Annotated in this window: 18 protein-coding genes; 6 read left to right on the top strand and 12 right to left on the bottom strand. The window is 59.5% G+C overall.

The window, feature by feature from the left end:
• Nucleotides 1-197 precede the first annotated feature (197 nt).
• Nucleotides 198-1,655 (top strand): beta-Ala-His dipeptidase, encoded by a 1,458-nt coding sequence (gene pepD / locus ID864_RS21400; protein ID WP_191150334.1) that lies wholly within the window; start codon nt 198-200, stop codon nt 1,653-1,655.
• 120 nt (nt 1,656-1,775) lie between these two features.
• Here the strand turns inward: pepD and dinB are convergent, their stop codons facing one another.
• Nucleotides 1,776-2,831 (bottom strand): DNA polymerase IV, encoded by a 1,056-nt coding sequence (gene dinB, locus ID864_RS21395; protein ID WP_191150333.1) that lies wholly within the window; start codon nt 2,829-2,831, stop codon nt 1,776-1,778.
• Nucleotides 2,832-3,055: 224 nt separating this feature from the next.
• Here dinB and dpaA point away from each other — a divergent pair, with 224 nt between their 5' ends.
• A complete protein-coding gene (gene dpaA, locus ID864_RS21390) occupies nt 3,056-3,790 on the top strand; it encodes a peptidoglycan meso-diaminopimelic acid protein amidase (RefSeq protein WP_048917044.1) in 735 nt (244 codons plus the stop codon).
• On the opposite strand, the gene ID864_RS21385 is transcribed toward dpaA, so the two are convergent.
• Entirely contained in the window at nt 3,761-4,528 is a 768-nt protein-coding gene (locus ID864_RS21385) for a class II glutamine amidotransferase (RefSeq protein WP_099753614.1), read from the bottom strand. The genes dpaA and ID864_RS21385 overlap by 30 nt on opposite strands.
• A gap of 158 nt (nt 4,529-4,686) precedes the next feature.
• On the bottom strand, nt 4,687-5,265 hold the full coding sequence (lpcA, locus tag ID864_RS21380; protein ID WP_048917046.1) for a D-sedoheptulose 7-phosphate isomerase: 579 nt from the start codon (nt 5,263-5,265) through the stop codon (nt 4,687-4,689).
• Between the two features lie 218 nt (nt 5,266-5,483).
• Here lpcA and fadE point away from each other — a divergent pair, with 218 nt between their 5' ends.
• Nucleotides 5,484-7,928: an acyl-CoA dehydrogenase FadE gene (fadE, locus tag ID864_RS21375; protein ID WP_191150332.1), complete on the top strand. Its 2,445-nt coding sequence runs from the start codon at nt 5,484-5,486 to the stop codon at nt 7,926-7,928.
• A 39-nt stretch (nt 7,929-7,967) separates the two neighbouring features.
• Here fadE and mtnK read toward each other — a convergent pair whose 3' ends face one another.
• Nucleotides 7,968-9,167 carry an S-methyl-5-thioribose kinase gene (gene mtnK / locus ID864_RS21370; protein WP_099753616.1) on the bottom strand — a complete coding sequence of 400 codons (1,200 nt, stop codon included), beginning with the start codon at nt 9,165-9,167 and terminating at the stop codon, nt 7,968-7,970.
• A gap of 113 nt (nt 9,168-9,280) precedes the next feature.
• Here mtnK and mtnA point away from each other — a divergent pair, with 113 nt between their 5' ends.
• The gene (mtnA, locus tag ID864_RS21365; protein WP_099753617.1) at nt 9,281-10,306 is read left to right on the top strand and encodes an S-methyl-5-thioribose-1-phosphate isomerase; all 1,026 of its coding nucleotides are present in this window, start codon (nt 9,281-9,283) and stop codon (nt 10,304-10,306) included.
• A 186-nt stretch (nt 10,307-10,492) separates the two neighbouring features.
• Here mtnA and ID864_RS21360 read toward each other — a convergent pair whose 3' ends face one another.
• The 3 genes from ID864_RS21360 to ID864_RS21350 are packed head-to-tail and all read right to left on the bottom strand — an operon-like array spanning nt 10,493 to nt 12,332.
• Nucleotides 10,493-11,035, bottom strand: a complete 543-nt coding sequence (locus tag ID864_RS21360; protein WP_048917050.1) for a 1,2-dihydroxy-3-keto-5-methylthiopentene dioxygenase — start codon at nt 11,033-11,035, stop codon at nt 10,493-10,495.
• Between the two features lie 5 nt (nt 11,036-11,040).
• Nucleotides 11,041-11,721 (bottom strand): acireductone synthase, encoded by a 681-nt coding sequence (gene mtnC, locus ID864_RS21355; RefSeq protein ID WP_191150331.1) that lies wholly within the window; start codon nt 11,719-11,721, stop codon nt 11,041-11,043.
• A complete protein-coding gene (locus ID864_RS21350) occupies nt 11,718-12,332 on the bottom strand; it encodes a methylthioribulose 1-phosphate dehydratase (protein ID WP_048917052.1) in 615 nt (204 codons plus the stop codon). The genes mtnC and ID864_RS21350 overlap by 4 nt, the downstream gene beginning before the upstream one ends.
• A 127-nt stretch (nt 12,333-12,459) precedes the next feature.
• On the opposite strand from ID864_RS21350, the gene ID864_RS21345 reads away from it, so the two are divergent.
• On the top strand, nt 12,460-13,620 hold the full coding sequence (locus ID864_RS21345) for a pyridoxal phosphate-dependent aminotransferase (protein ID WP_191150330.1): 1,161 nt from the start codon (nt 12,460-12,462) through the stop codon (nt 13,618-13,620).
• Entirely contained in the window at nt 13,608-14,375 is a 768-nt protein-coding gene (locus ID864_RS21340; RefSeq protein WP_187498993.1) for an amidohydrolase, read from the top strand. The genes ID864_RS21345 and ID864_RS21340 overlap by 13 nt, the downstream gene beginning before the upstream one ends.
• A 23-nt stretch (nt 14,376-14,398) precedes the next feature.
• On the opposite strand, the gene ID864_RS21335 is transcribed toward ID864_RS21340, so the two are convergent.
• The 5 genes from ID864_RS21335 to ID864_RS21315 form a co-directional block, all read right to left on the bottom strand.
• Nucleotides 14,399-15,724 carry a nucleobase:cation symporter-2 family protein gene (locus ID864_RS21335; protein WP_191150329.1) on the bottom strand — a complete coding sequence of 442 codons (1,326 nt, stop codon included), beginning with the start codon at nt 15,722-15,724 and terminating at the stop codon, nt 14,399-14,401.
• Nucleotides 15,725-15,831: 107 nt separating this feature from the next.
• Nucleotides 15,832-16,167, bottom strand: coding sequence for a hydroxyisourate hydrolase (uraH, locus tag ID864_RS21330; protein WP_048917056.1), 336 nt, complete (start codon nt 16,165-16,167; stop codon nt 15,832-15,834).
• Nucleotides 16,164-16,658 carry a 2-oxo-4-hydroxy-4-carboxy-5-ureidoimidazoline decarboxylase gene (uraD, locus tag ID864_RS21325; RefSeq protein ID WP_048917057.1) on the bottom strand — a complete coding sequence of 165 codons (495 nt, stop codon included), beginning with the start codon at nt 16,656-16,658 and terminating at the stop codon, nt 16,164-16,166. Before uraD ends, uraH begins: the two co-directional genes overlap by 4 nt.
• A gap of 39 nt (nt 16,659-16,697) precedes the next feature.
• On the bottom strand, nt 16,698-17,966 hold the full coding sequence (hpxK, locus tag ID864_RS21320) for an allantoate amidohydrolase (protein ID WP_191150328.1): 1,269 nt from the start codon (nt 17,964-17,966) through the stop codon (nt 16,698-16,700).
• Entirely contained in the window at nt 17,966-19,201 is a 1,236-nt protein-coding gene (locus tag ID864_RS21315; RefSeq protein ID WP_048917059.1) for a pyridoxal-phosphate-dependent aminotransferase family protein, read from the bottom strand. Before ID864_RS21315 ends, hpxK begins: the two co-directional genes overlap by 1 nt.
• Between the last annotated feature and the right edge of the window lie 24 nt (nt 19,202-19,225).

Here is a 19,225-nt window from a genome sequence, read left to right as displayed (position 1 = left end):
AGTGATCTGAGGCGCTAAAAACCAGCACCAGTGGCCCTCCAGACCCTTTTTTCCTGGGGCGAAAGAAGCATGAGGCGATAATCGGTGATATTCTTTTGCCATCGCGCCGGATCCGCTGGCGGGAATCGTCTAACCGATATCACTGCATGCCCCCTGCCAGCGCGGCAGGTCGGTTATGCTGACACAGGAGAGTTATCGTGTCTGAATTGTCTCAATTATCCCCGCAGCCGCTGTGGAATATTTTTGCCAAAATCTGCTCCATTCCGCATCCTTCCTATCATGAAGAGCAGCTGGCTGCCCATATCATATCGTGGGCGAGCGAGCAGGGTCTGTGGAACGAACGTGACCAGGTTGGCAACATCCTGATCCGCAAACCAGCAACCCCAGGTTATGAGAACCGCCAGCCGGTGGCGTTGCAGGCGCACCTTGACATGGTGCCGCAGAAAAATAACGACACGGTACATGACTTCACTAAAGATCCGATTCAGCCATGGGTCGATGGTGAGTGGGTGAAAGCGCGCGGCACCACGCTGGGCGCGGATAACGGCATCGGCATGGCGTCTGCGCTGGCCGTGCTGGCCGATAACAGCCTGCAGCATGGACCGCTGGAAGTGCTGCTGACCATGACCGAAGAGACCGGCATGGCCGGTGCATTCGGCCTCAAGGCTGGCTGGCTGCAGGCCGATATTCTGATCAACACCGACTCCGAAGAGGAAGGTGAGATCTATATGGGCTGCGCCGGCGGTATCGACTTTACCAGCACCCTGCCCCTGAGCCGTGAAGCCATCCCTTCAGGTTTCCAGACGCTGAAGCTCACCCTGAAAGGTCTGAAAGGCGGCCACTCCGGCTGTGATATTCACGTCGGTTTGGGTAATGCCAACAAATTGCTGGCGCGCTTCCTGTTTACTCACGCCAGGGATCTCGACCTGCGGCTGGTGGACTTCACCGGCGGCACGCTGCGTAACGCCATCCCGCGTGAAGCTTTTGCCACCCTGGCCGTTGCGCCGGAGCAGGTCGACAAGCTGAAATCGCTGGCGGCGGGCTACCTGCTGACGCTGCAAAACGAGCTGAGCCTGAAAGAGAAAAATATCACCATCGTGACGGAAGACGTTGCCAGCACCGGGCAGGCGTTAAACGCCAGCAGCCGCGATGCCTTTATTGCCCTGCTGAACGCCACGCCGAACGGGGTGATCCGCAACTCTGACGTGATGAAAGGCGTGGTGGAAACCTCGCTGAACGTCGGCGTGGTGAGCTTTGACGGTAATGAAGCGAAAATCAACTGCCTGATCCGCTCGCTGATCGACAGCGGCAAGGATTACGTGGTGGAAATGCTGACGGCGCTCGGCGAACTGGCCGGTGCCAAAACGCTGGCGAAAGGCAGCTACCCTGGCTGGCAGCCGGATGCCACCTCACCAGTGATGGCGCTGGTGCGTGAAACCTATGAAAAGCTGTTTGATAAAACGCCGAATATTCAGGTGATCCACGCGGGCCTGGAGTGCGGGCTGTTTAAAGAGCCGTACCCGCAGATGGATATGGTGTCGATTGGGCCAACCATTACCGGGCCACACTCGCCGGATGAGCAGGTACATATTAAGAGCGTTGGCCTGTACTGGCAGCTGCTGACCGCGTTACTGCAGGCGATTCCGGTTAAATAACCCGGCGCATCGGGCGGACCGAAAAAGAGGGTCCGCCCCTACTGTAGGGGCCGATCATTTTTTTCGATCGGCCCGTGTTTTCAGGACCGACCATTTTTTTCGATCGGCCCGTGTTTCTTTTTACAACCCCAGCAACAGCTGCCGCTCAATCTGCGGATCCAGCATGGTCACATGCAGCCCCACCAGCCTGACTCCGCGCCCGCCGCGCCGTTCATCCCAGCTTTTGCGCGCTATCGCAATCAAATCGGCTTTATTCAGTTCCGGCCAGACGTGCTCCTGGGTGGTCAGCTGGAAATCATTGAACTTCAGCTTGACGCCCTGGCGAGCAATCTGCCGATCCGGGCGAATATTGCTCAAGCGCCTTTCCAGCTCGTCGTATAAACGGTCGATAATCTCCAGACAGTCTTCCCAGTCGTGGATGTCCTGCGACAGCGTGCGCTCCACGCCGAGGGATTTACGCTGGCGCTCGGTGACCACTTCGCGCTCGTCAATACCGTTGCAGCGCTCCCACAGTACGCGCCCGAACTTACCGAAGCGCTTCAAAAGCAGCGCCAGATCGGTTTTTTGCACGTCGCCGCAGGTCGTCAGCCCCAGCTCCTCCAGCTTGCGCGCGGTGACTTTCCCCACGCCTGGGATCTTTGCCAGCGGCAGCGTCAGCAAGAACGGCGCCATTTCATCGGGGGTGATGACAAACTGGCCGTTGGGCTTGTTTAAATCGGAGGCGATTTTAGCCAGAAACTTGACCGGCGCTACGCCTGCCGAAGCGGTGAGATTAAGCTCCTGCTGAATAGTGTCGCGGATCTGGCGGGCGATCAGGGTGGCGGAGCCGTGGCAGTGCACACTGTCGGAGACATCGAGATAGGCTTCATCCAGCGACAGCGGCTCAATCAGCGGGGTAAAACGTGAGAAGATGTCGCGAATATGCGCGCTGGCTTCTTTATAAGCTTCATAGCGGCCGGGGATCACCGTCAGGTGCGGGCAGAGCTTCAGCGCCATCGCAGTGGACATCGCGCTGTGTACGCCATATTTACGTGCCGGGTAGTTCGCGGTACTGATCACGCCGCGCTGTTTTTCGCTGCCGCCAATGGCGATGGGAATGTCGCGCAGGGACGGATTATCGCGCATTTCCACTGCGGCGAAAAAGCAGTCCATATCCACGTGAATAATTTTACGCATAACCCCCTCCGACGATACTGGATAAGTATACAGTCAATTTTGCAGAGTTCAATGCAGCGCATAAACGTCGGTCATCACTAAATTGCCGCTTTTTATCCTTCACTATCTTGCTAAAAAAATAGACAATGCTAATGTGACGCAGCGATAGTGGATTCGTCCTATATTGTCAGTTAACAGACGCCTTCCGGCGTTGCTTTCCACCCCTACTTTTCAAGGGAAACAGAATGGGCAAAATCGCACTGCTGTTTGCGATGATTTTTCTGCCAGCCGTTGTCTTCGCCAGCGTACCCGATGCGGTTACCCCTCTGGCGCCGGTAAGCAAAGAGTTAAAGAAACAATTACTCGGCACCCCCGTGTATCTGCAAATTTTCAAAGAAGAGCGCACGCTTGAGCTTTACGGCAAGATCGGCAACGAATATCGCCTGCTCAACAGTTATCGCATCTGTAATTTCTCCGGCGGCCTTGGGCCAAAACGCGTGCAGGGTGACTTCAAAAGCCCGGAAGGTTTCTACAGCGTGGGGCTCTCCCAGCTGAAGCCTGATAGCCGCTTCTACCGGGCAATTAACGTCGGTTTCCCGAACGAGTACGATCGTCAGCAGGGTTATCAGGGGAAATATCTGATGATCCACGGCAACTGCGTGTCGATTGGCTGCTATGCCATGACCGATGCCTATATGGATGAGATTTATCACTATGTGGAAGCCGCGCTGCGCAATGGCCAGCCGCGTGTTGAGGTGAGCATCTATCCATTCCGCATGACGGAAAGTAATATGCAGCGCCACCGCTACTCAACCTATTACAATTTCTGGAAACAGCTACAGCCGGGATATGCGCAGTTCGTGCAGACGAAGCAGCCGCCGTTTGTCAGCGTCAGCGATGGCAAATATGTGTTGAGCCGCCCAATGTCGAACGGCACAACGGCACCTGACTCAGCGCTCGCGCTCACCCAGGCAAAATAACGCCCACTCGCCTGGCGCAATCTTGTGCCAGGTTTCATTCGCCGTTAGCGGCTGGGTAGCGACCACGGTGACCACATCGTTCGGTGTGGTCTGCTTCTGAAAATCAATCTCCACATCCTGATCCAGCAGCTTGGCTTTGCCAAACGGCGCGCGCCGGGTGATCCAGAACAGATTGGTCGAGCAGAACGCCATCAGATAGCGCCCGTCCGACAGCAGCATATTAAATACCCCCTTCCCACGCAGTTCACCCGCCAGTTCGGCGATATAGCGGAATACCGCCGGCCAGTTGCCGGGCGTGCGCGGATAGCGCGTGGTCAGCTTGTGCAGTAGCCAGCAGAACGCCAGTTCACTGTCGGTTTCCCCAATCGGACGATGGGGGCCGGTATCGAGGTTTTTATACCCCTTCAGCTGCCCGTTGTGGGCATAGGTCCAGTTGCGGCCCCACAGCTCACGGGTAAATGGATGGGTGTTTTCCAGCGACACTTCCCCGCGGTTGGCTTGGCGAATATGCGCCACTACCGAACAGGATTTTATCGGGTACTCCTGCACCAGGCGCGCAATCGGCGACTGGAAGCTGGGCTGTGGATCTTTAAATGTGCGGCAGCCCTTTCCTTCATAAAAGGTAATGCCCCAGCCATCTTTATGCGGACCCGTTCCCCCCCCGCGCTGCACCAGCCCGGTAAAGCTAAAACAGATGTCCGTCGGGACATTGGCGCTCATCCCGAGCAGTTCGCACATAGAATTACCTCAGTGAAAATTAGAAGCAGATCCAATCCCCTAACTATTTCGCGCTGCAGGCAGGCGGCAAGCAAGTGAATCCCCGGAAGCTTACATCAGTAAGTAACCGGGGTTCGCGAGAGCAGCCCACGCACTGGCGGCGTGAAAGATAACGAGGATTATTTGACCATCTCTTTTTCGATCAACAGCATCAGGATATGAATCACCTTAATGTGGATCTCCTGAATGCGGTCGGCATAGCCAAAGTGCGGCACGCGGATTTCTACGTCGGCCACGCCGTCCATTTTACCGCCATCTTTACCGGTCAGGGTGATCACTTTCATCCCCTGCGCACGCGCCGCTTCAACCGCTTTGATGATGTTGGCCGAGTTTCCGGAAGTGGAGATCCCCAGCAGTACATCCCCCGCGCGCCCTACCGCTTCAACATAGCGCGAGAAGACAAAATCGTAGCCAAAATCGTTGCTGACGCAGGAGAGGTGGCTGACATCTGAAATGGCGATCGCCGGGTAGCCCGGACGGTTTTCGCGGTAGCGGCCGGTCAGCTCTTCGGCGAAGTGCATCGCGTCACAGTGGGAACCGCCGTTACCGCAGGAGAGCACTTTCCCGCCCGCTTTGAATGAGTCAGCCAGTAAAACCGCCGCACGCTGAATCGACTCGATATTTGCATCTTCGCTTAGAAATTTATTCAGCGTGTCTGCCGCTTCGTTCAGCTCGGCGCGAATGAGGTCCTGGTACATAGGGGATGTCCTTTTTAGGAAAGAGTTACCGCCGGAGTTTATCAAGTTGCCCGTTAAGCGGGAAGCGATCTCCCCGACAGCCTGGGGGATTAACGCTTTGTGCCGCCGCTTTGTGAGCCAGGTTGTAATTATTATGTAAACAGATTGCGGCCGTAGTGATGATAATCTAAACATATAACCAACAGGTCGGACCTCTTACTACTTACGGAGCACACGTTATGATGGTTCTCAGCATTGTGGCGACGATCGTACTGATCGGCGCGCTATTTTATCACCGCGTCAACCTGCTGGCAGGTAGCGCTATCCTGCTGATATGGACCGCAGCTCTCGGTTTTTCCGGGCTGTGGAGCCTGTGGCTGCTGCTGCCGCTGGCGCTTATCATGCTGCCGTTCAATCTCCTGCCGATGCGCCGTGCGCTGTTTAGCAAACCGACGCTAAAAACCTTCCAGAAAGTGATGCCGCCAATGTCACGCACCGAGAAAGAAGCCATCGACGCCGGGACCACCTGGTGGGAAGGCGATCTGTTCCGCGGCGCGCCGGACTGGAAAAAACTGCATAACTATCCGCAGCCTAAGCTGACGGCGGAAGAGCAGGCATTTATCGATGGCCCGGTGGAAGAAGCCTGCCGCATGGCGAATGATTTCCAGATCACTCACGAAATGGCCGATCTGCCGCCGGAGCTGTGGGCTTACCTGAAGCAGCACCGCTTCTTCGCGATGATCATCAAGAAAGAGTACGGCGGGCTGGAATTCTCGGCTTACGCTCAGGCGCGGGTGCTGCAAAAGCTGGCCGGGGTTTCCGGTATCCTGGCGATTACCGTCGGCGTGCCAAACTCCCTTGGCCCAGGCGAGCTGCTGCAGCACTACGGCACCGAACAGCAGAAAAATCACTATCTGCCACGCCTGGCACGCGGTCAGGAGATCCCCTGCTTTGCCCTGACCAGCCCGGAAGCGGGCTCTGATGCCGGTGCTATCCCGGACGTTGGCGTAGTGTGCATGGGTGACTGGCAGGGTCAACAGGTGCTGGGTATGCGCCTGACCTGGAATAAACGCTATATCACACTCGCACCTATCGCCACCGTGCTCGGCCTGGCGTTTAAACTCTCGGATCCGGATCGCCTGCTGGGTGACACGGTTGAACTGGGCATCACCTGTGCGCTGATCCCAACCCAGACGCCAGGCGTCGAAATTGGCCAGCGCCACTTCCCGCTTAACGTGCCGTTCCAGAACGGCCCGACGCGCGGTCAGGATATCTTTGTCCCCATCGACTTTATTATCGGCGGGCCATCAATGGCGGGTCAGGGCTGGCGCATGCTGGTTGAGTGCCTGTCCGTCGGGCGCGGTATCACCCTGCCGTCGAACTCCACCGGCAGCCTGAAAAGCATTGCGATGGCGATTGGGGCTTACTCCCATATTCGCCGTCAGTTCCGCCTGCCGATTGGCAAGATGGAAGGGATTGAAGAGCCGCTGGCGCGCATTGCCGGTAATGCTTACGTGATGGATGCCGCTGCCTCATTGATCACCAGTGGGATTATGCTCGGCGAAAAACCGGCGGTGCTGTCGGCCATCGTGAAATATCACTGTACCCACCGCGGCCAGCGGGCAATCGTCGATGCGATGGATATTGCAGGCGGTAAAGGCATTATGCTCGGTAACAGCAACTTCCTCGCCCGCGCTTATCAGGGCGCACCGATTGCCATTACCGTGGAAGGCGCCAACATTCTGACCCGCAGCATGATTATCTTCGGCCAGGGGGCGATTCGCTGCCATCCTTACGTGCTGGACGAGATGGCTGCGGCGCAGAGCAACAACGTGGTGGCCTTTGATAAGGCGCTGTTCAGCCATATCGGCCACGTCGGCAGCAACAAAATGCGCAGCTTCTGGCTGGGCCTGACCGGCGGCCTGACCAGCGCTACGCCAACCCGTGACGCTACGCGCCGCTACTATCAGCATCTTAACCGCATCAGCGCCAACCTCGCCCTGCTGTCGGATGTGTCGATGTCGGTGCTGGGCGGTAGCCTGAAACGCCGCGAACGTATTTCGGCGCGCCTGGGCGATGTGCTGAGCCAGCTTTATCTGGCCTCTGCCGCGCTGAAACGCTATGAGGATGAGGGCCGTAACGAAGCCGATCTGCCGCTGCTGCACTGGGGCGTGCAGGATGCACTGAATCAGGCAGAAGGGGCGATTGACGACCTGCTGCGTAACTTCCCTAACCGCCTGGTGGCCGGACTGATGCGCGTGGTGGTGTTCCCGACCGGGCGCCACTGCCGTGCGCCGTCGGACCGTCTCGATCACCAGCTGGCACGCATTCTGCAAATTCCTTCCGCCACCCGCAGCCGCCTCGGTCGCGGTCAGTATCTGACGCCGAGCGAGCATAATCCGGCAGGGCAGCTGGAAGAGGCGCTGCAGCATGTGATGGCGGCGGAAGTTATCCATGACCGGCTGTGTAAACAGCAGAAAAAACACCTCTCCTTTACCCGCCTTGATGCACTGGCGGCCGAAGGATTAGAGAAAGGATGGGTGACTCAGGAGGAGGCCGACGTGCTGATCCGCGCCGAAGCCAGCCGCCTGCGTTCGATTAACGTCGATGAGTTTGCTGCCGATGCGCTGGCAACCCAGCCGGTGAAAGAGGAGCAGCCGCAGCGAAAGATTGAAGCGGCGTAATTAAACGGGGCGACCATCTGGTCGCCCCGTTTATTTGCATTACCCGTTCTGGCGAATGCGCGCAATCAGCGCATCAATATCCGCCACGTGGTCAGCCAGCAGGATCAGGCTACGGCCCAGCGTGATCGCCTGACGCACGCACTCGACGCGCATCCCTTCATCGCTAATCTGCTTAATATCCGCCACCTGCGACATGCCGACGGTACGGCGGATCACTTCGGTGCCACAGTAGCCAATGGTGTCACGCCACACTTTATCGAGGAACGCCTGCGCATACCCCGGGACGGCCAGCGCGCGGTCACGGCTCTTCTCCGCCGCCAGCGCCAGGAAGCGCCCGGCAAAGCTCAGCCACACTTCACGCACGTCTCTCAGCCGATTTTCACGCGCAGCGGCCGCTTCACGTGGGGCCAGCAGGCCAGGGGCCGCGCAGTAGCTGATAAGCAGATTGCCCAGCGCGCTGCCGATATCAAAGCCCATCGGGCCGTAGAAGCCGAACTCGGCATCAATCACCTTGAGGCGCCCTTCTGCCACAAAGATCGAACCGCTGTGCACATCCCCGTGCAGCAGCGCTTCGGCATGGCAGTAGAAGCGGTGCTTCAGCCCACCCACCGCCACGCGCAGCTCGGCATCATCACGCAGCGCCTGTGCCAGCGGCTCCAGCGCGCGCGGATAGGCGTTGCGCTCGTGCACTTCATACGGTTCGTTGAAGAACAGCTCTTCGGTGATGTCGCACAGCTCCGGGTTAGTGAAGCGCACCACGTCAGCTTTTTTCTGGTAAGGATGCTGGAAGAAATCGGAAGTGTGGAACAGCGTCTGCGCGAGGTATTCGCCCAGCTGCCCTGCCGCCTGCGGATACTCCACGCCTTTGACCAGCTCGCCGCGCCAGATGGCATGATCGGAGAGATCTTCCATCACCATCACCGCCAGCTCGGCATCGTAATGCAGAATATTCACCGTGTGCAGCGGGCAGAATTTGCCGTGTTCGATCAGCACCTCCGCTTCCAGCCGCGCGCGGTCAAGGGTTAAAGGCCAGGACTCGCCGACGCAGCGCACGTAAGGCAGCGCCTGCTTGACGATGACGCGGCTGATGCCATTCGTATCGAAAATCTTAAATACCAGATTAAGATTTCCATCGCCCACTTCCAGCGAATCAACCAGACTGTTGGGATTATCCACGCCGCCGAACTGGCGAGCATATTCCACGGCATCCGCTGCGGTGAACGTACGATATTGCGACATTGACCTGACCCTCAAAATAAGACACGTTTCGTTGTAATAAGCCGTTCAGACGTCTATACATCCGTTATGCATGTTGGCACAATATGACGCATTAAAGCAACCAGGATTTAACCATGCAGACACTCAGCACCACCAGCTTACAGGTTCGTGATAATCAGCTCTGGATCCTTGACCAGCAGGCTCTGCCGCAGCAAAAGATCTGGTGCCCAACGCCGGACGTTGCCACGCTGGTTGGCCATATCAAAGCGCTGCGCGTGCGCGGTGCGCCGCTGATTGGCCTGTCGGCCAGCCTGCTGCTGGCGCTGCTGGCGGAAAACGGCATGGCGCAGGCCGAGCTGGCAACCTCACTGGAGGTCCTGCGGGCTGCGCGCCCGACGGCGGTTAACCTGATGAACAACCTCGACCGCATGAAGCTGGCGCTGGCACAGCCTGATTTTGTCAGCGCGCTGAGTGCGGAGGCGCTTCGCCTGGTGGAAGAGGATAAAGCGCTGTGTGACAGCATTGCCCTCGCGGGGAGTGCGCTGATTACTCCCGGCAGCCGCCTGCTGACCCACTGCAACACCGGCGGCCTGGCGACAGCAGGCGTTGGCACCGCGCTGGGCGTGATTGCCCGCGGCTGGCAGCAGGGGCTGGTGAGCAGCGTCTGGGTGGATGAAACCCGCCCACTGCTGCAGGGTGGCCGCCTGACGGCGTGGGAACTGGGCGAGCTGGGCGTGCCCTATCATCTGATCTGCGATTCCATGGCGGCCAGCCTGATGGCGCAGAACAGAGTTGATGCCATCTGGGTTGGCGCGGACCGCATTGCCGCCAATGGGGACGTAGCGAACAAGATTGGCACCTACAGCCTCGCCGTGCTGGCCCACTATCACAACGTGCCGTTTTACGTCGCCGCACCGCACACCACGCTGGATCGCGAATGCCCGGACGGCTCTGCCATTCCTATTGAGCAGCGCGCCGCCAGTGAAGTGACCGGCGTGGCGGGCAGTTTTGGCGAGGTGCAGTGGGCGCCGGAAAATGCGCAGGTGTATAACCCGGCGTTTGACGTGACGCCAGCGTCATTGATCAGCGGTTGGGTGCTGGATACCGGGGTGGTAACACCCGAAGATGTGAAAGCGGGCGTGTTTCAGCCACGCGGTTGAATGACGGCACGGGTCGACCGGAAAAAAGGTCTCCATTGCAATGCTGCAAATCATCAACACGGGTCGACCGGAAAAAAGGGCCTTCATTGCAATTCTGCAAATCATCAACACGGGTTTTGTAGGGGCGGACCCTCTTTTTCGGTCCGCCCGCAGCAGTTACGGGGCAGCCCGCATCAATCACCCGTATTAAGGTAAGCGCGGATAGGCATCCGCAATATTGTCACCGGTGAACTTCGCGATCCAACCTTCCTGATTATCAAAAATTCGGATCGCGGTAAAGTTCGGCGACGATCCCATATCAAACCAGTGCGGCGTGCCTGCGGGGACCGAGATCAGATCGTTCTTCTCGCACAGGATCTGGTAGATATGCCCGTCGAGATGCAGGCAGAACAGCCCCGCGCCCTCGACAAAGAAACGCACTTCATCTTCACCGTGAGTGTGCTCAGAGAGAAACTTGCTGCGCAGCACCTCTTTCTGCGGATTATCCGCGCGCATGCTGATCACATCCCAGCTCTGATAGCCCTTCTCTGCCACCAGCCGATCGATCGCGTGCTGATACGCCTCGATCACCGTATCGGCATCCGGGTTTTCACCCAGATCGCGGTCGGCTTCCCAGCGCTCAAAGCGTACCGCTTTGGCATTGAGCTTTTGCGCAATCTCTGCCGCCTCAGTGCTGTGCCAGACCGGGGTGGTGGCTTCGGTTTCGGTAAAAATAGTCAGTGCGCTCATGAGTTTTACAGTTCCTGGTTAATCTGATCAAAACCGGCGACCTGACGATGACGGCTCTCGCTGTCATGTGCGCCGCGTATTAACTGCACGGTATTCCAGCCCGCTTCCTGTGCGGCATCCAGCTCCTGATGAATATCGGATAAAAACAGCAATTCCTGCGGCGGCAGCCCGATCTGGCTGGCGATATTGCGGTACGACTGTACCTCGCGCTTGGCGCCGACGTGGGTATCGAAATAGCCGCTGAACAGTCCAGTGATATCACCCGCGTCGCTGTAGCCAAATAACAATTTCTGCGCTGCTACGGAGCCGGATGAATAAACATACAGCGCGACACCCTGCTGCTGCCAGCGTTTTAAGGCGGGCAATACATCGTCATACAGATGGCCGGTAAAGCTGCCGTTCTCATAGCCGGCACGCCAGATCATGCCCTGCAACGCTTTCAGCGCGGTGGATTTACGATCCTGATCCATAAAACCGAACAGCACTTCCACCAGCTCTTCGCTGCTTGCCTGTGGCCGATCCACTTCGGCACGCAGATCGTCAAGCGCCTGCGCCACGGCTGGCTGATGCTGGTTCACGGCGATAAAGCCGGGCAGGTTTTCACGCGCGAAGGGGAATAACACGTTGTGCACAAAGCGAATATCGCTGGTGGTGCCTTCAATATCAGTGATGATGGCGCGGATCATGTTCTCTCCAGTACGCGGCGTTGTAATTCACACTGGAACAAAAACTCCAGCCCTTCAAGATGTCGACGCGCTTCATTCACGTCTTTGCCCCAGCAGGTCAGCCCGTGGCCACGCAGCAGGAAACCGTAGCGCAGCGGCGTGGTGGCGGCGAACTGCTCAATGCGCTGCGCCAGCCCGTCGATATCCTGATCGTTGTCGAACAGGGCAATCGGCACGCAGTCGAGGTGCGAACTCTGCCCGGCGAGGGTTTTCTGCATCTCGTAGCCCTGCAGCGCCAGCGCCGCGCCTTTCTCCACGCGCGACAGCACGGTGGAGTTCACCGTATGCGTATGCAGCACCGCGCCTGCCTGCGGGAACAGGCGATAGATTAAGGTATGCAGCCCGGTTTCCGCCGAGGGTTTACGCCCGGATGGCACACGATTAGTGGCGATCTCCACCTGGATAAAGTCGTCGCGCGTCAGGCTGCCTTTGTCTTTGCCCGACTCACTCAGCAGGCAGTGCTGCGCATCCTGGCGCACTGACATATTGCCCCCGGTGGCGGGCGCCCAGCCGCGCGCGCCAATCCAGTGACAGGCAGCAACTAATTGATCTAACTGAGAGCTTTGCGTCATCTCTTTCCTTAGTGTGAAAGATGATAAGGATGGTTATGGACGTCTAAGCGTCTTGATTGCCAAATACTATCACCGTGTTATATTCGGAGTCCAACATCATAAAACCGCACTGTAAGGGTTGAGATCCATGAGCCAGACGTCGTTCACCCCAGAGAGCAAACTGCCCGCGCTGGGCACCACTATATTCACGCAGATGAGCGCGCTGGCGCAGCAGCACAACGCCATTAATCTGTCGCAGGGATTCCCCGATTTTGACGGCCCGCAATATCTGCAGCAGCGCCTGGCCCACCACGTCAGCCAGGGGGCGAACCAGTATGCGCCAATGACTGGCGTTGCCCCGCTGCGCGAGGCGATTGCGAAAAAAACCGCCGAGCTGTACGGCTACCAGCCAGATGCCAATAGCGAAATTACCGTCACCTCCGGCGCGACCGAAGCTCTGTTTGCTGCAATCACCGCGCTGGTGCGCCCGGGCGATGAAGTGATCTGTTTTGACCCTAGCTACGACAGTTATGCCCCGGCAGTGACGCTGGCAGGCGGCGTAATGAAGCGCATTGCGCTACAGCCGCCGGGCTTTCGCGTTGACTGGGCGCAGTTCACGGCCCTGCTGTCGGATAAAACCCGGCTGGTGATCCTCAACACGCCGCACAACCCGTCGGCCACCGTCTGGCAGCAAGCAGATTTTGCCGCGCTGTGGCAGGCGATTGCGCAGCGGGAAATCTACGTGCTGAGCGATGAAGTGTACGAGCATATCTGTTTTGATCAGCACGGCCATGCCAGCGTGCTGGCGCATCCGCAGCTGCGCGAGCGGGCGATTGCGGTCTCCTCATTTGGCAAAACCTTCCATATGACCGGCTGGAAAGTCGGCTACTGCGTGGCTCCGGCGGCGTTAAGTGCGGAAGTGCGCAAGGTGCATCAGTATCTGACCTTTTCGGTGAACACCCCGGCACAGCTGGCGATTGCCGATATGCTGGAGCAGGAGCCGCAGCACTACCGCCAGCTGTCGGCATTCTACCGCGCGCGTCGCGATCGCTTCGTGCAGGCGCTGGCGAACAGCCGCTTTGAGATCCTGCCGTGCGAGGGCACCTACTTCCTGCTGGCAGACTACAGCGCTATCTCCGATCTCGACGATGTGGCATTCTGCCAGTGGCTGACAAAAGAAGTGGGCGTCGCGGCAATTCCCCTGTCGGTATTCTGCGCCGACGCCTTCCCCCATAAACTGATCCGCCTGTGCTTCGCTAAACAGGAAGCCACGCTGGATGCTGCTGCGGAGCGCCTGTGTCAACTTTGAAAATTACCGTACTTCAGCAACCGCTGGAGTGGATGGACGGCGCAGCCAACCTGCGCTTTTTCGACGAACTATTGGCCGGAATCGACGGCCGTGACCTGATTATCCTGCCGGAGATGTTCACCACCGGTTTTGCGATGGAGGCGGCGAAAAGCTCGCTGCCGGAAGCGCAGGTGGTGAGCTGGCTGCAGGCCAAAGCCAAAGCGGCCCACGCGATGGTGGCGGGCAGCGCCGCACTGCAGACGGAAAAAGGCGCGGTTAACCGCTTTTTACTGGTCGAGCCAAACGGTACTGTGCATCACTACGACAAGCGCCATCTGTTCCGCATGGCGGGCGAGCACCAGCACTACCTGGCGGGCGAGCGGCGTGAAGTTATCGAGTGGCGCGGCTGGCGCATTCTGCCACAGGTGTGTTACGACCTGCGCTTCCCGGTCTTCTCGCGTAATCAGAACGATTATGACCTGGCGCTCTACGTCGCTAACTGGCCGGCACCGCGCGCGCTGCACTGGCAGACGCTGTTGCAGGCGCGGGCGATTGAGAATCAGGCGTATGTTGCCGGCTGTAACCGCGTCGGCACGGACGGCAACGGTCATCAGTACAGCGGCGACAGCCGGATTATCAGCCCGCTGGGTGAGATACTCGCTGCCGGTGAACCGCATCAGCCAGCGCGGCTCGATGCCGACCTGTCGCTGGAGAACGTGCGCGAATACCGTGAGAAGTTCCCGGCATGGCGCGATGCGGACAGCTTTAGTTTCTAATTTCGTGCGCGGTCACGGGCCGGTCACAGAAGCGATCGGCCCCGACGATATTCAACGTCTTCGCTTACCCGGTTAAACAGCAGGTTCAATGTGACCGATACCAGGCATGCGGCGCTGATGCCTGAATGGAAAAGGGTACGTACCCAGCCGGGGAACTGGTCGTAGAACGACGGCATCACAATCGGGATCATGCCAAAGGCAATCGAGGTGGCAACAATCACCAGGTTCATATTGTCCTTGTAGTCCACCTTCGCCAGCGTACGAATCCCGCTGGCCGCCACGGTACCAAACAGCACCACGCCTGCCCCACCCAGCACCGGCAGCGGTATCGCCGCCACCACCCTACCCAGCAGCGGAAAGAAGCCGAGCAGCACCAGGATCACCCCGCCCGCCGCAACGACAAAGCGACTTTTCACCCCGGTCATTGCCACCAGCCCGATATTTTGCGCAAAGGCACTCTGCGGGAAGGAGTTGAACAGCGGTGCCAGCGCGCTGGTCAGCATATCGGCACGCAGGCCGCGAGCGATGCGCTTGCCGTCCACATCCGTGCCGACAATCTCGCCGATGGCGATCAGCCCCGCCGTGGTTTCCGTCAGCAGCACCAGCACAATCAGCGTCATCGAAACTATCGCCGCCAGGTCAAACACCGGCATGCCGAAGCTGAGTATTCCCGGCAGCGCCAGCCAGTCGCCCTGCGCCACCCGACTGAAATCGGCCTGCCCGGTAAACAGCGCAATGCCGGTGCCTGCCGCCATTGCCAGCAGCACCGCCAGCCGTTTAACCGCCGCATTGCCGACGCGGTTAAGCAGCAGCACCATGACCAGCGTCACCGCCGCCAGCCCGATATTATTGGTCGAACCCCAGCCTGCGCTCTGCGGATTTCCGCCCATCGCCCAGCGCGCTGCCACCGGCATCAGCGACAGGCCGATCGCCGTAATGACGGTCCCGGTCACCACCGGGGGGAAGAAGCGGATGATGTGAGCAAACAGCGGGGCGATTAGCAGGCCGATCAGCGAGGAGGCGATCACCGCGCCAAACACCATCGGCAGCCCACCGCCACCGGTCACCAGCGTCACCATCGTCGCCACACCGGCAAAGGAGACCCCCTGCACCAGCGGCAGGCGCGAACCGAAGCCCGGCACGCCCAGCGCCTGGAGCAGCGTGGCGCAGCCGCTAACGAACAGTGCAGCCGTCACCAGCACGCCCAGCTGTGCGGCGTTCAGCCCGGCAGCGGCGCCGATAATCAGCGGCGGCGCAATAATGCCGCCGTACATGGTGAGGACATGTTGTAAACCCCAGGCAAAAGCCTTGCCTGCCGGATAACGCGTATCTTCTGGCCTGACGCTCATAATAGTGCCTTTTGTATTTGCTGTAAGACGGGTCAGGCATGCCTGCCCCCTACGAAAAACACGTCCTGACAGACGTCGTAGGGGCGATGGCTTGCCTCGCCCGGGATTTAACTACCGCGGTAGGTGGACCACGACCACGGGGTGATCACAAAGGGTAAGTGGTAATGGCTGCCGGTGGCGGCAATCACGAAATTGATCTGCGCATTGACGTACAGGGTTTCACGCCCGCCGGCGGCAAAATAGTCTCCAATCTCTGCCGTCAGGCGGTAGTGGCCCGGCGCCAGCGGCTGCGGAGTCAGGTCGCTCAGGCGGCCATCACCATTGGTGACGCCACTGGCCAGCGGCTGCCAGCCTTCGCTGCCCTGCTGTTCAAGGGCGATGGTCACCCCTGCCGCCGGTTTGCCCAACGCGGTATCCAGGATATGTGTGGTAATGGTGCTCACTGAAACGCCTCCTGCAGTCGTAAAAGGGTGATTTCACTCAGCTGGGCAAGGGCTTCGCGCACCTCCTGCTCTGCATGGTTGTTCAGGCGGCGCTGCAGCTCGGCGAGGATCTGCTCACCGCTGCGCCCTTTGGCACGGATCAGGAACACCCGGCCAAAGCGCTGTTCATAGGCCGCATTCCCCGCGCGTAACGCCTCTGCCAGCCGGGCATCCGCGCTGTTGACCTGGCTCTGTTCGCTGCCGGACATCGCGGCTTCTTTCCCGCCGCCTGCCGCACGCTCGCCGATGCGCGGGTGCGCTGAGAGCGCCTGATTGAGTGCGGCGCCATCCCACTCCTGCGCCAGCAGCTCGCCCCCAGCCAGCAGCTCATCAAGCGACGAGTACGGCCGCCCATTCACCAGCGCGGCGGACCAGTCTGGCAGCGCCACGCAGTGTGCAATACTGTGCCGGGCAGCGGCGGCGCTGGCCTGGTTGAACTCTGTTAACTTCATCATTCGCCTCCGTTATGGCGGTCGCGGCACGCCTCGACCTTAAGCTGACTGGCTACAGGCCATCGCATTCACCGCCTGTACATAGGCCTGCACCGCCTGCGCCACATCTTGCGTGGTCACCGACTCTGCCGGATGATGACTGATGCCACGGTCGCAGCGCACAAACAGCATGCCCACCGGCCAGCGCTCGGCGATGGCGATGGCATCGTGACCTGCACCGCTCGGCAGTGACAGGCTGCGCCCCTGTACGCTGTTGACCGCCTGGGTTAACGCGGCCTGCAAAGCATCATCACAGCGCGTTGCCGGGATCTGATAATACTCTTCGGCGCTGAAGCTCAGGCCACGGCGCAGGGCAATGGCTTCACCCTGGGTAAGCAGCTCGGAGAGCAGCTCACTCAGCGCCTGGTCTTCCGGGCCGCGCACATCAAGCGTCAGCGCCACCTCACCGGGAATGACGTTCACCGCCCCCGGATGGCACTGCAGTGTGCCGACCGTCGCCACCAGCTGCGGGTTGTGCTGCGGCGGGCACTGTTCGATAAACACCATCCATTCGGCGGCAGCGGCCAGCGCATCTTTGCGATGGCTCATCGGCACCGTCCCGGCGTGCCCGGCTTCGCCGGTAAAGCGGCAGTTAAGGCGGCGTGCGCCGTTAATCGCCGTCACCACCCCCAGCGCCAGCTGCTCTTGCTCAAGACATGGCCCCTGCTCGATATGCAGTTCGAGATAGGCGACGAAATCTTCCGCGTCGCGCGCGGCCTGCCAGATGCGATCGGGATTGAGGCCGATATCGCGCATCGCCTGGCCGACGGTAATACTGTTACCGTCCGGATGCGTAACCCAGCTTTCCGGCCAGGTCCCGGTCAGGCCACGGCTGCCGAGCAGGGTGATGCCGAAGCGCGTGCCCTCTTCGTCGGCGAAGCCGATAATCTCAATGGCTAACGGCAGGCGCTCACCGCGATCGTGCAGATACTGCACGGTCTCAATCGCCGTCAGCACGCCGAGCATGCCGTCGTAGCGCCCGGCATTGCGCACGGTATCCAGGTGTGAGCCAAGCAGCAGCGCTTTGGCACCCGTCTCCTGCCCTTCATAGCGGCCGCAGATATTGCCGACGCTGTCCTGCCACACCTGCATGCCCGCTGCCTTCATCCACTTGCCGACCAGCGCGTTAGCGCGCAGATGCTCCGGCGACAGATAGACGCGGGTGAGGTATTCCGGGGTTTCACTGATTTCAGCCAGCGCATCGCAGCGGGACATAACGCGCTCGGCGGCAATCGCTGCCGCCGGGGCATTCATCAGGCAGGCGTTCATTAGCGGCTCCCGTTGTAGTGATCCCAGGCGGCCTGCATTGCAGCGCCCTGGGGAGTACGGAAACCAAGGTGGGTCAGCACCGACTCCAGCGCGCTCAGGGTCTGCATCACGCAGTCTTTACGAGCGTTGTAGCCCATGGTGCCGATGCGCCACACTTTGCCAATCAGCGGGCCAAATGAGGTGCCGATCTCAATACCGAAATCTTCCAGCATCAGCTTGCGCACCTGGTCGCCGTTGACGCCCTGCGGGATCATCACGCCGAGCACGTTATTCATCTTGTGCTGCAGGTTGCCGAAGGTCTCCAGCCCCATGCCCTGAATACCTTTTAACAGCGCGTCGCCGTGCAGCTTGTGGCGGGCGATGCCGTTATCCAGCCCCTCTTCGAGGATCAGGCGGGCGCACTCGCGCGCGCCAAACAGCGCAGAAGTGGCTTCGGTGTGATGGTTCAGGCGCTCCGGCCCCCAGTAATCCATGATCATGCCGAGATCGAAATAGTTGGAGTAGATCATCTCGTCAACGCCGTCCTGATGGGCGTCGGTGCGGATCCCCTCTTCCACGCATTTACGCTTGCGGATAACCTCTTCCATCGCCGGGCTAAGGGTAATGGGCGAGGTGCCGGACGGCCCGCAAAGGCATTTCTGCATCCCGGCAGAGACGGCATCCAGCCCCCAGGCATCGGTTTCCAGCGCGTTACCGGCCAGCGAGGCGGTGGCATCGGTGTAGAACAGCACGCCATATTTTTTACAGATGGCGCCCAGCTCTTCCAGCGGCTGCAGCATAGTGGTGGAGGTATCGCCCTGCACCGTCAGCAGCAGGCGCGGCTGCACTTTTTTAATCGCATCTTCAATCTGATCCGGGGTGAACACTTCGCCCCACGGTACTTCAATGGTGTGCACTTCCGCACGGCAGCGGCGGGCGATTTCACACAGCAGGTGGCCAAAGCGGCCAAATACCGGCACCAGCACCTTATCGCCAGGGCGGATCGCCGACAGCAGGATCGCTTCAATCCCGGCGCGCGAGGTGCCGTCGATCAGCATCGTCCAGCGGTTTTCGCTGCGGAACACGCCACGGTACAGCGCCATCACTTCGTTCATATACTGCGTCATCGCCGGATCGTACTGGCCCAGCAGCTGGCTGGACATGGCGCGCAGCACGCGCGGGTCGGCGTTAATCGGTCCCGGCCCCATCAGCAGGCGCTGCGGCGGGTTGATCTGGGTAAATTTAGATAAATCCATCTGTTCCATCCTTCTGTTCATCCG

This window comes from Erwinia aphidicola (genome assembly GCF_014773485.1).
GTDB classification, from domain to species: Bacteria; Pseudomonadota; Gammaproteobacteria; order Enterobacterales; family Enterobacteriaceae; genus Erwinia; species Erwinia aphidicola.
Note: the sequence above shows the minus strand (reverse complement) of the source record. Positions and strands in the feature narration are given on the sequence as shown.

What these genes read in the sequence shown, in the direction of transcription:
- dinB (WP_191150333.1), bottom strand. Translation starts at nt 2,831, where the DNA reads ATGCGTAAAATTATTCACGTGGATATGGACTGCTTTTTCGCCGCAGTG.
- dpaA (WP_048917044.1), top strand. Translation starts at nt 3,056, where the DNA reads ATGGGCAAAATCGCACTGCTGTTTGCGATGATTTTTCTGCCAGCCGTT.
- ID864_RS21385 (WP_099753614.1), bottom strand. Translation starts at nt 4,528, where the DNA reads ATGTGCGAACTGCTCGGGATGAGCGCCAATGTCCCGACGGACATCTGT.
- lpcA (WP_048917046.1), bottom strand. Translation starts at nt 5,265, where the DNA reads ATGTACCAGGACCTCATTCGCGCCGAGCTGAACGAAGCGGCAGACACG.
- fadE (WP_191150332.1), top strand. Translation starts at nt 5,484, where the DNA reads ATGATGGTTCTCAGCATTGTGGCGACGATCGTACTGATCGGCGCGCTA.
- mtnK (WP_099753616.1), bottom strand. Translation starts at nt 9,167, where the DNA reads ATGTCGCAATATCGTACGTTCACCGCAGCGGATGCCGTGGAATATGCT.
- mtnA (WP_099753617.1), top strand. Translation starts at nt 9,281, where the DNA reads ATGCAGACACTCAGCACCACCAGCTTACAGGTTCGTGATAATCAGCTC.
- ID864_RS21360 (WP_048917050.1), bottom strand. Translation starts at nt 11,035, where the DNA reads ATGAGCGCACTGACTATTTTTACCGAAACCGAAGCCACCACCCCGGTC.
- mtnC (WP_191150331.1), bottom strand. Translation starts at nt 11,721, where the DNA reads ATGATCCGCGCCATCATCACTGATATTGAAGGCACCACCAGCGATATT.
- ID864_RS21350 (WP_048917052.1), bottom strand. Translation starts at nt 12,332, where the DNA reads ATGACGCAAAGCTCTCAGTTAGATCAATTAGTTGCTGCCTGTCACTGG.
- ID864_RS21345 (WP_191150330.1), top strand. Translation starts at nt 12,460, where the DNA reads ATGAGCCAGACGTCGTTCACCCCAGAGAGCAAACTGCCCGCGCTGGGC.
- ID864_RS21335 (WP_191150329.1), bottom strand. Translation starts at nt 15,724, where the DNA reads ATGAGCGTCAGGCCAGAAGATACGCGTTATCCGGCAGGCAAGGCTTTT.
- uraD (WP_048917057.1), bottom strand. Translation starts at nt 16,658, where the DNA reads ATGAAGTTAACAGAGTTCAACCAGGCCAGCGCCGCCGCTGCCCGGCAC.
- hpxK (WP_191150328.1), bottom strand. Translation starts at nt 17,966, where the DNA reads ATGAACGCCTGCCTGATGAATGCCCCGGCGGCAGCGATTGCCGCCGAG.
- ID864_RS21315 (WP_048917059.1), bottom strand. Translation starts at nt 19,201, where the DNA reads ATGGATTTATCTAAATTTACCCAGATCAACCCGCCGCAGCGCCTGCTG.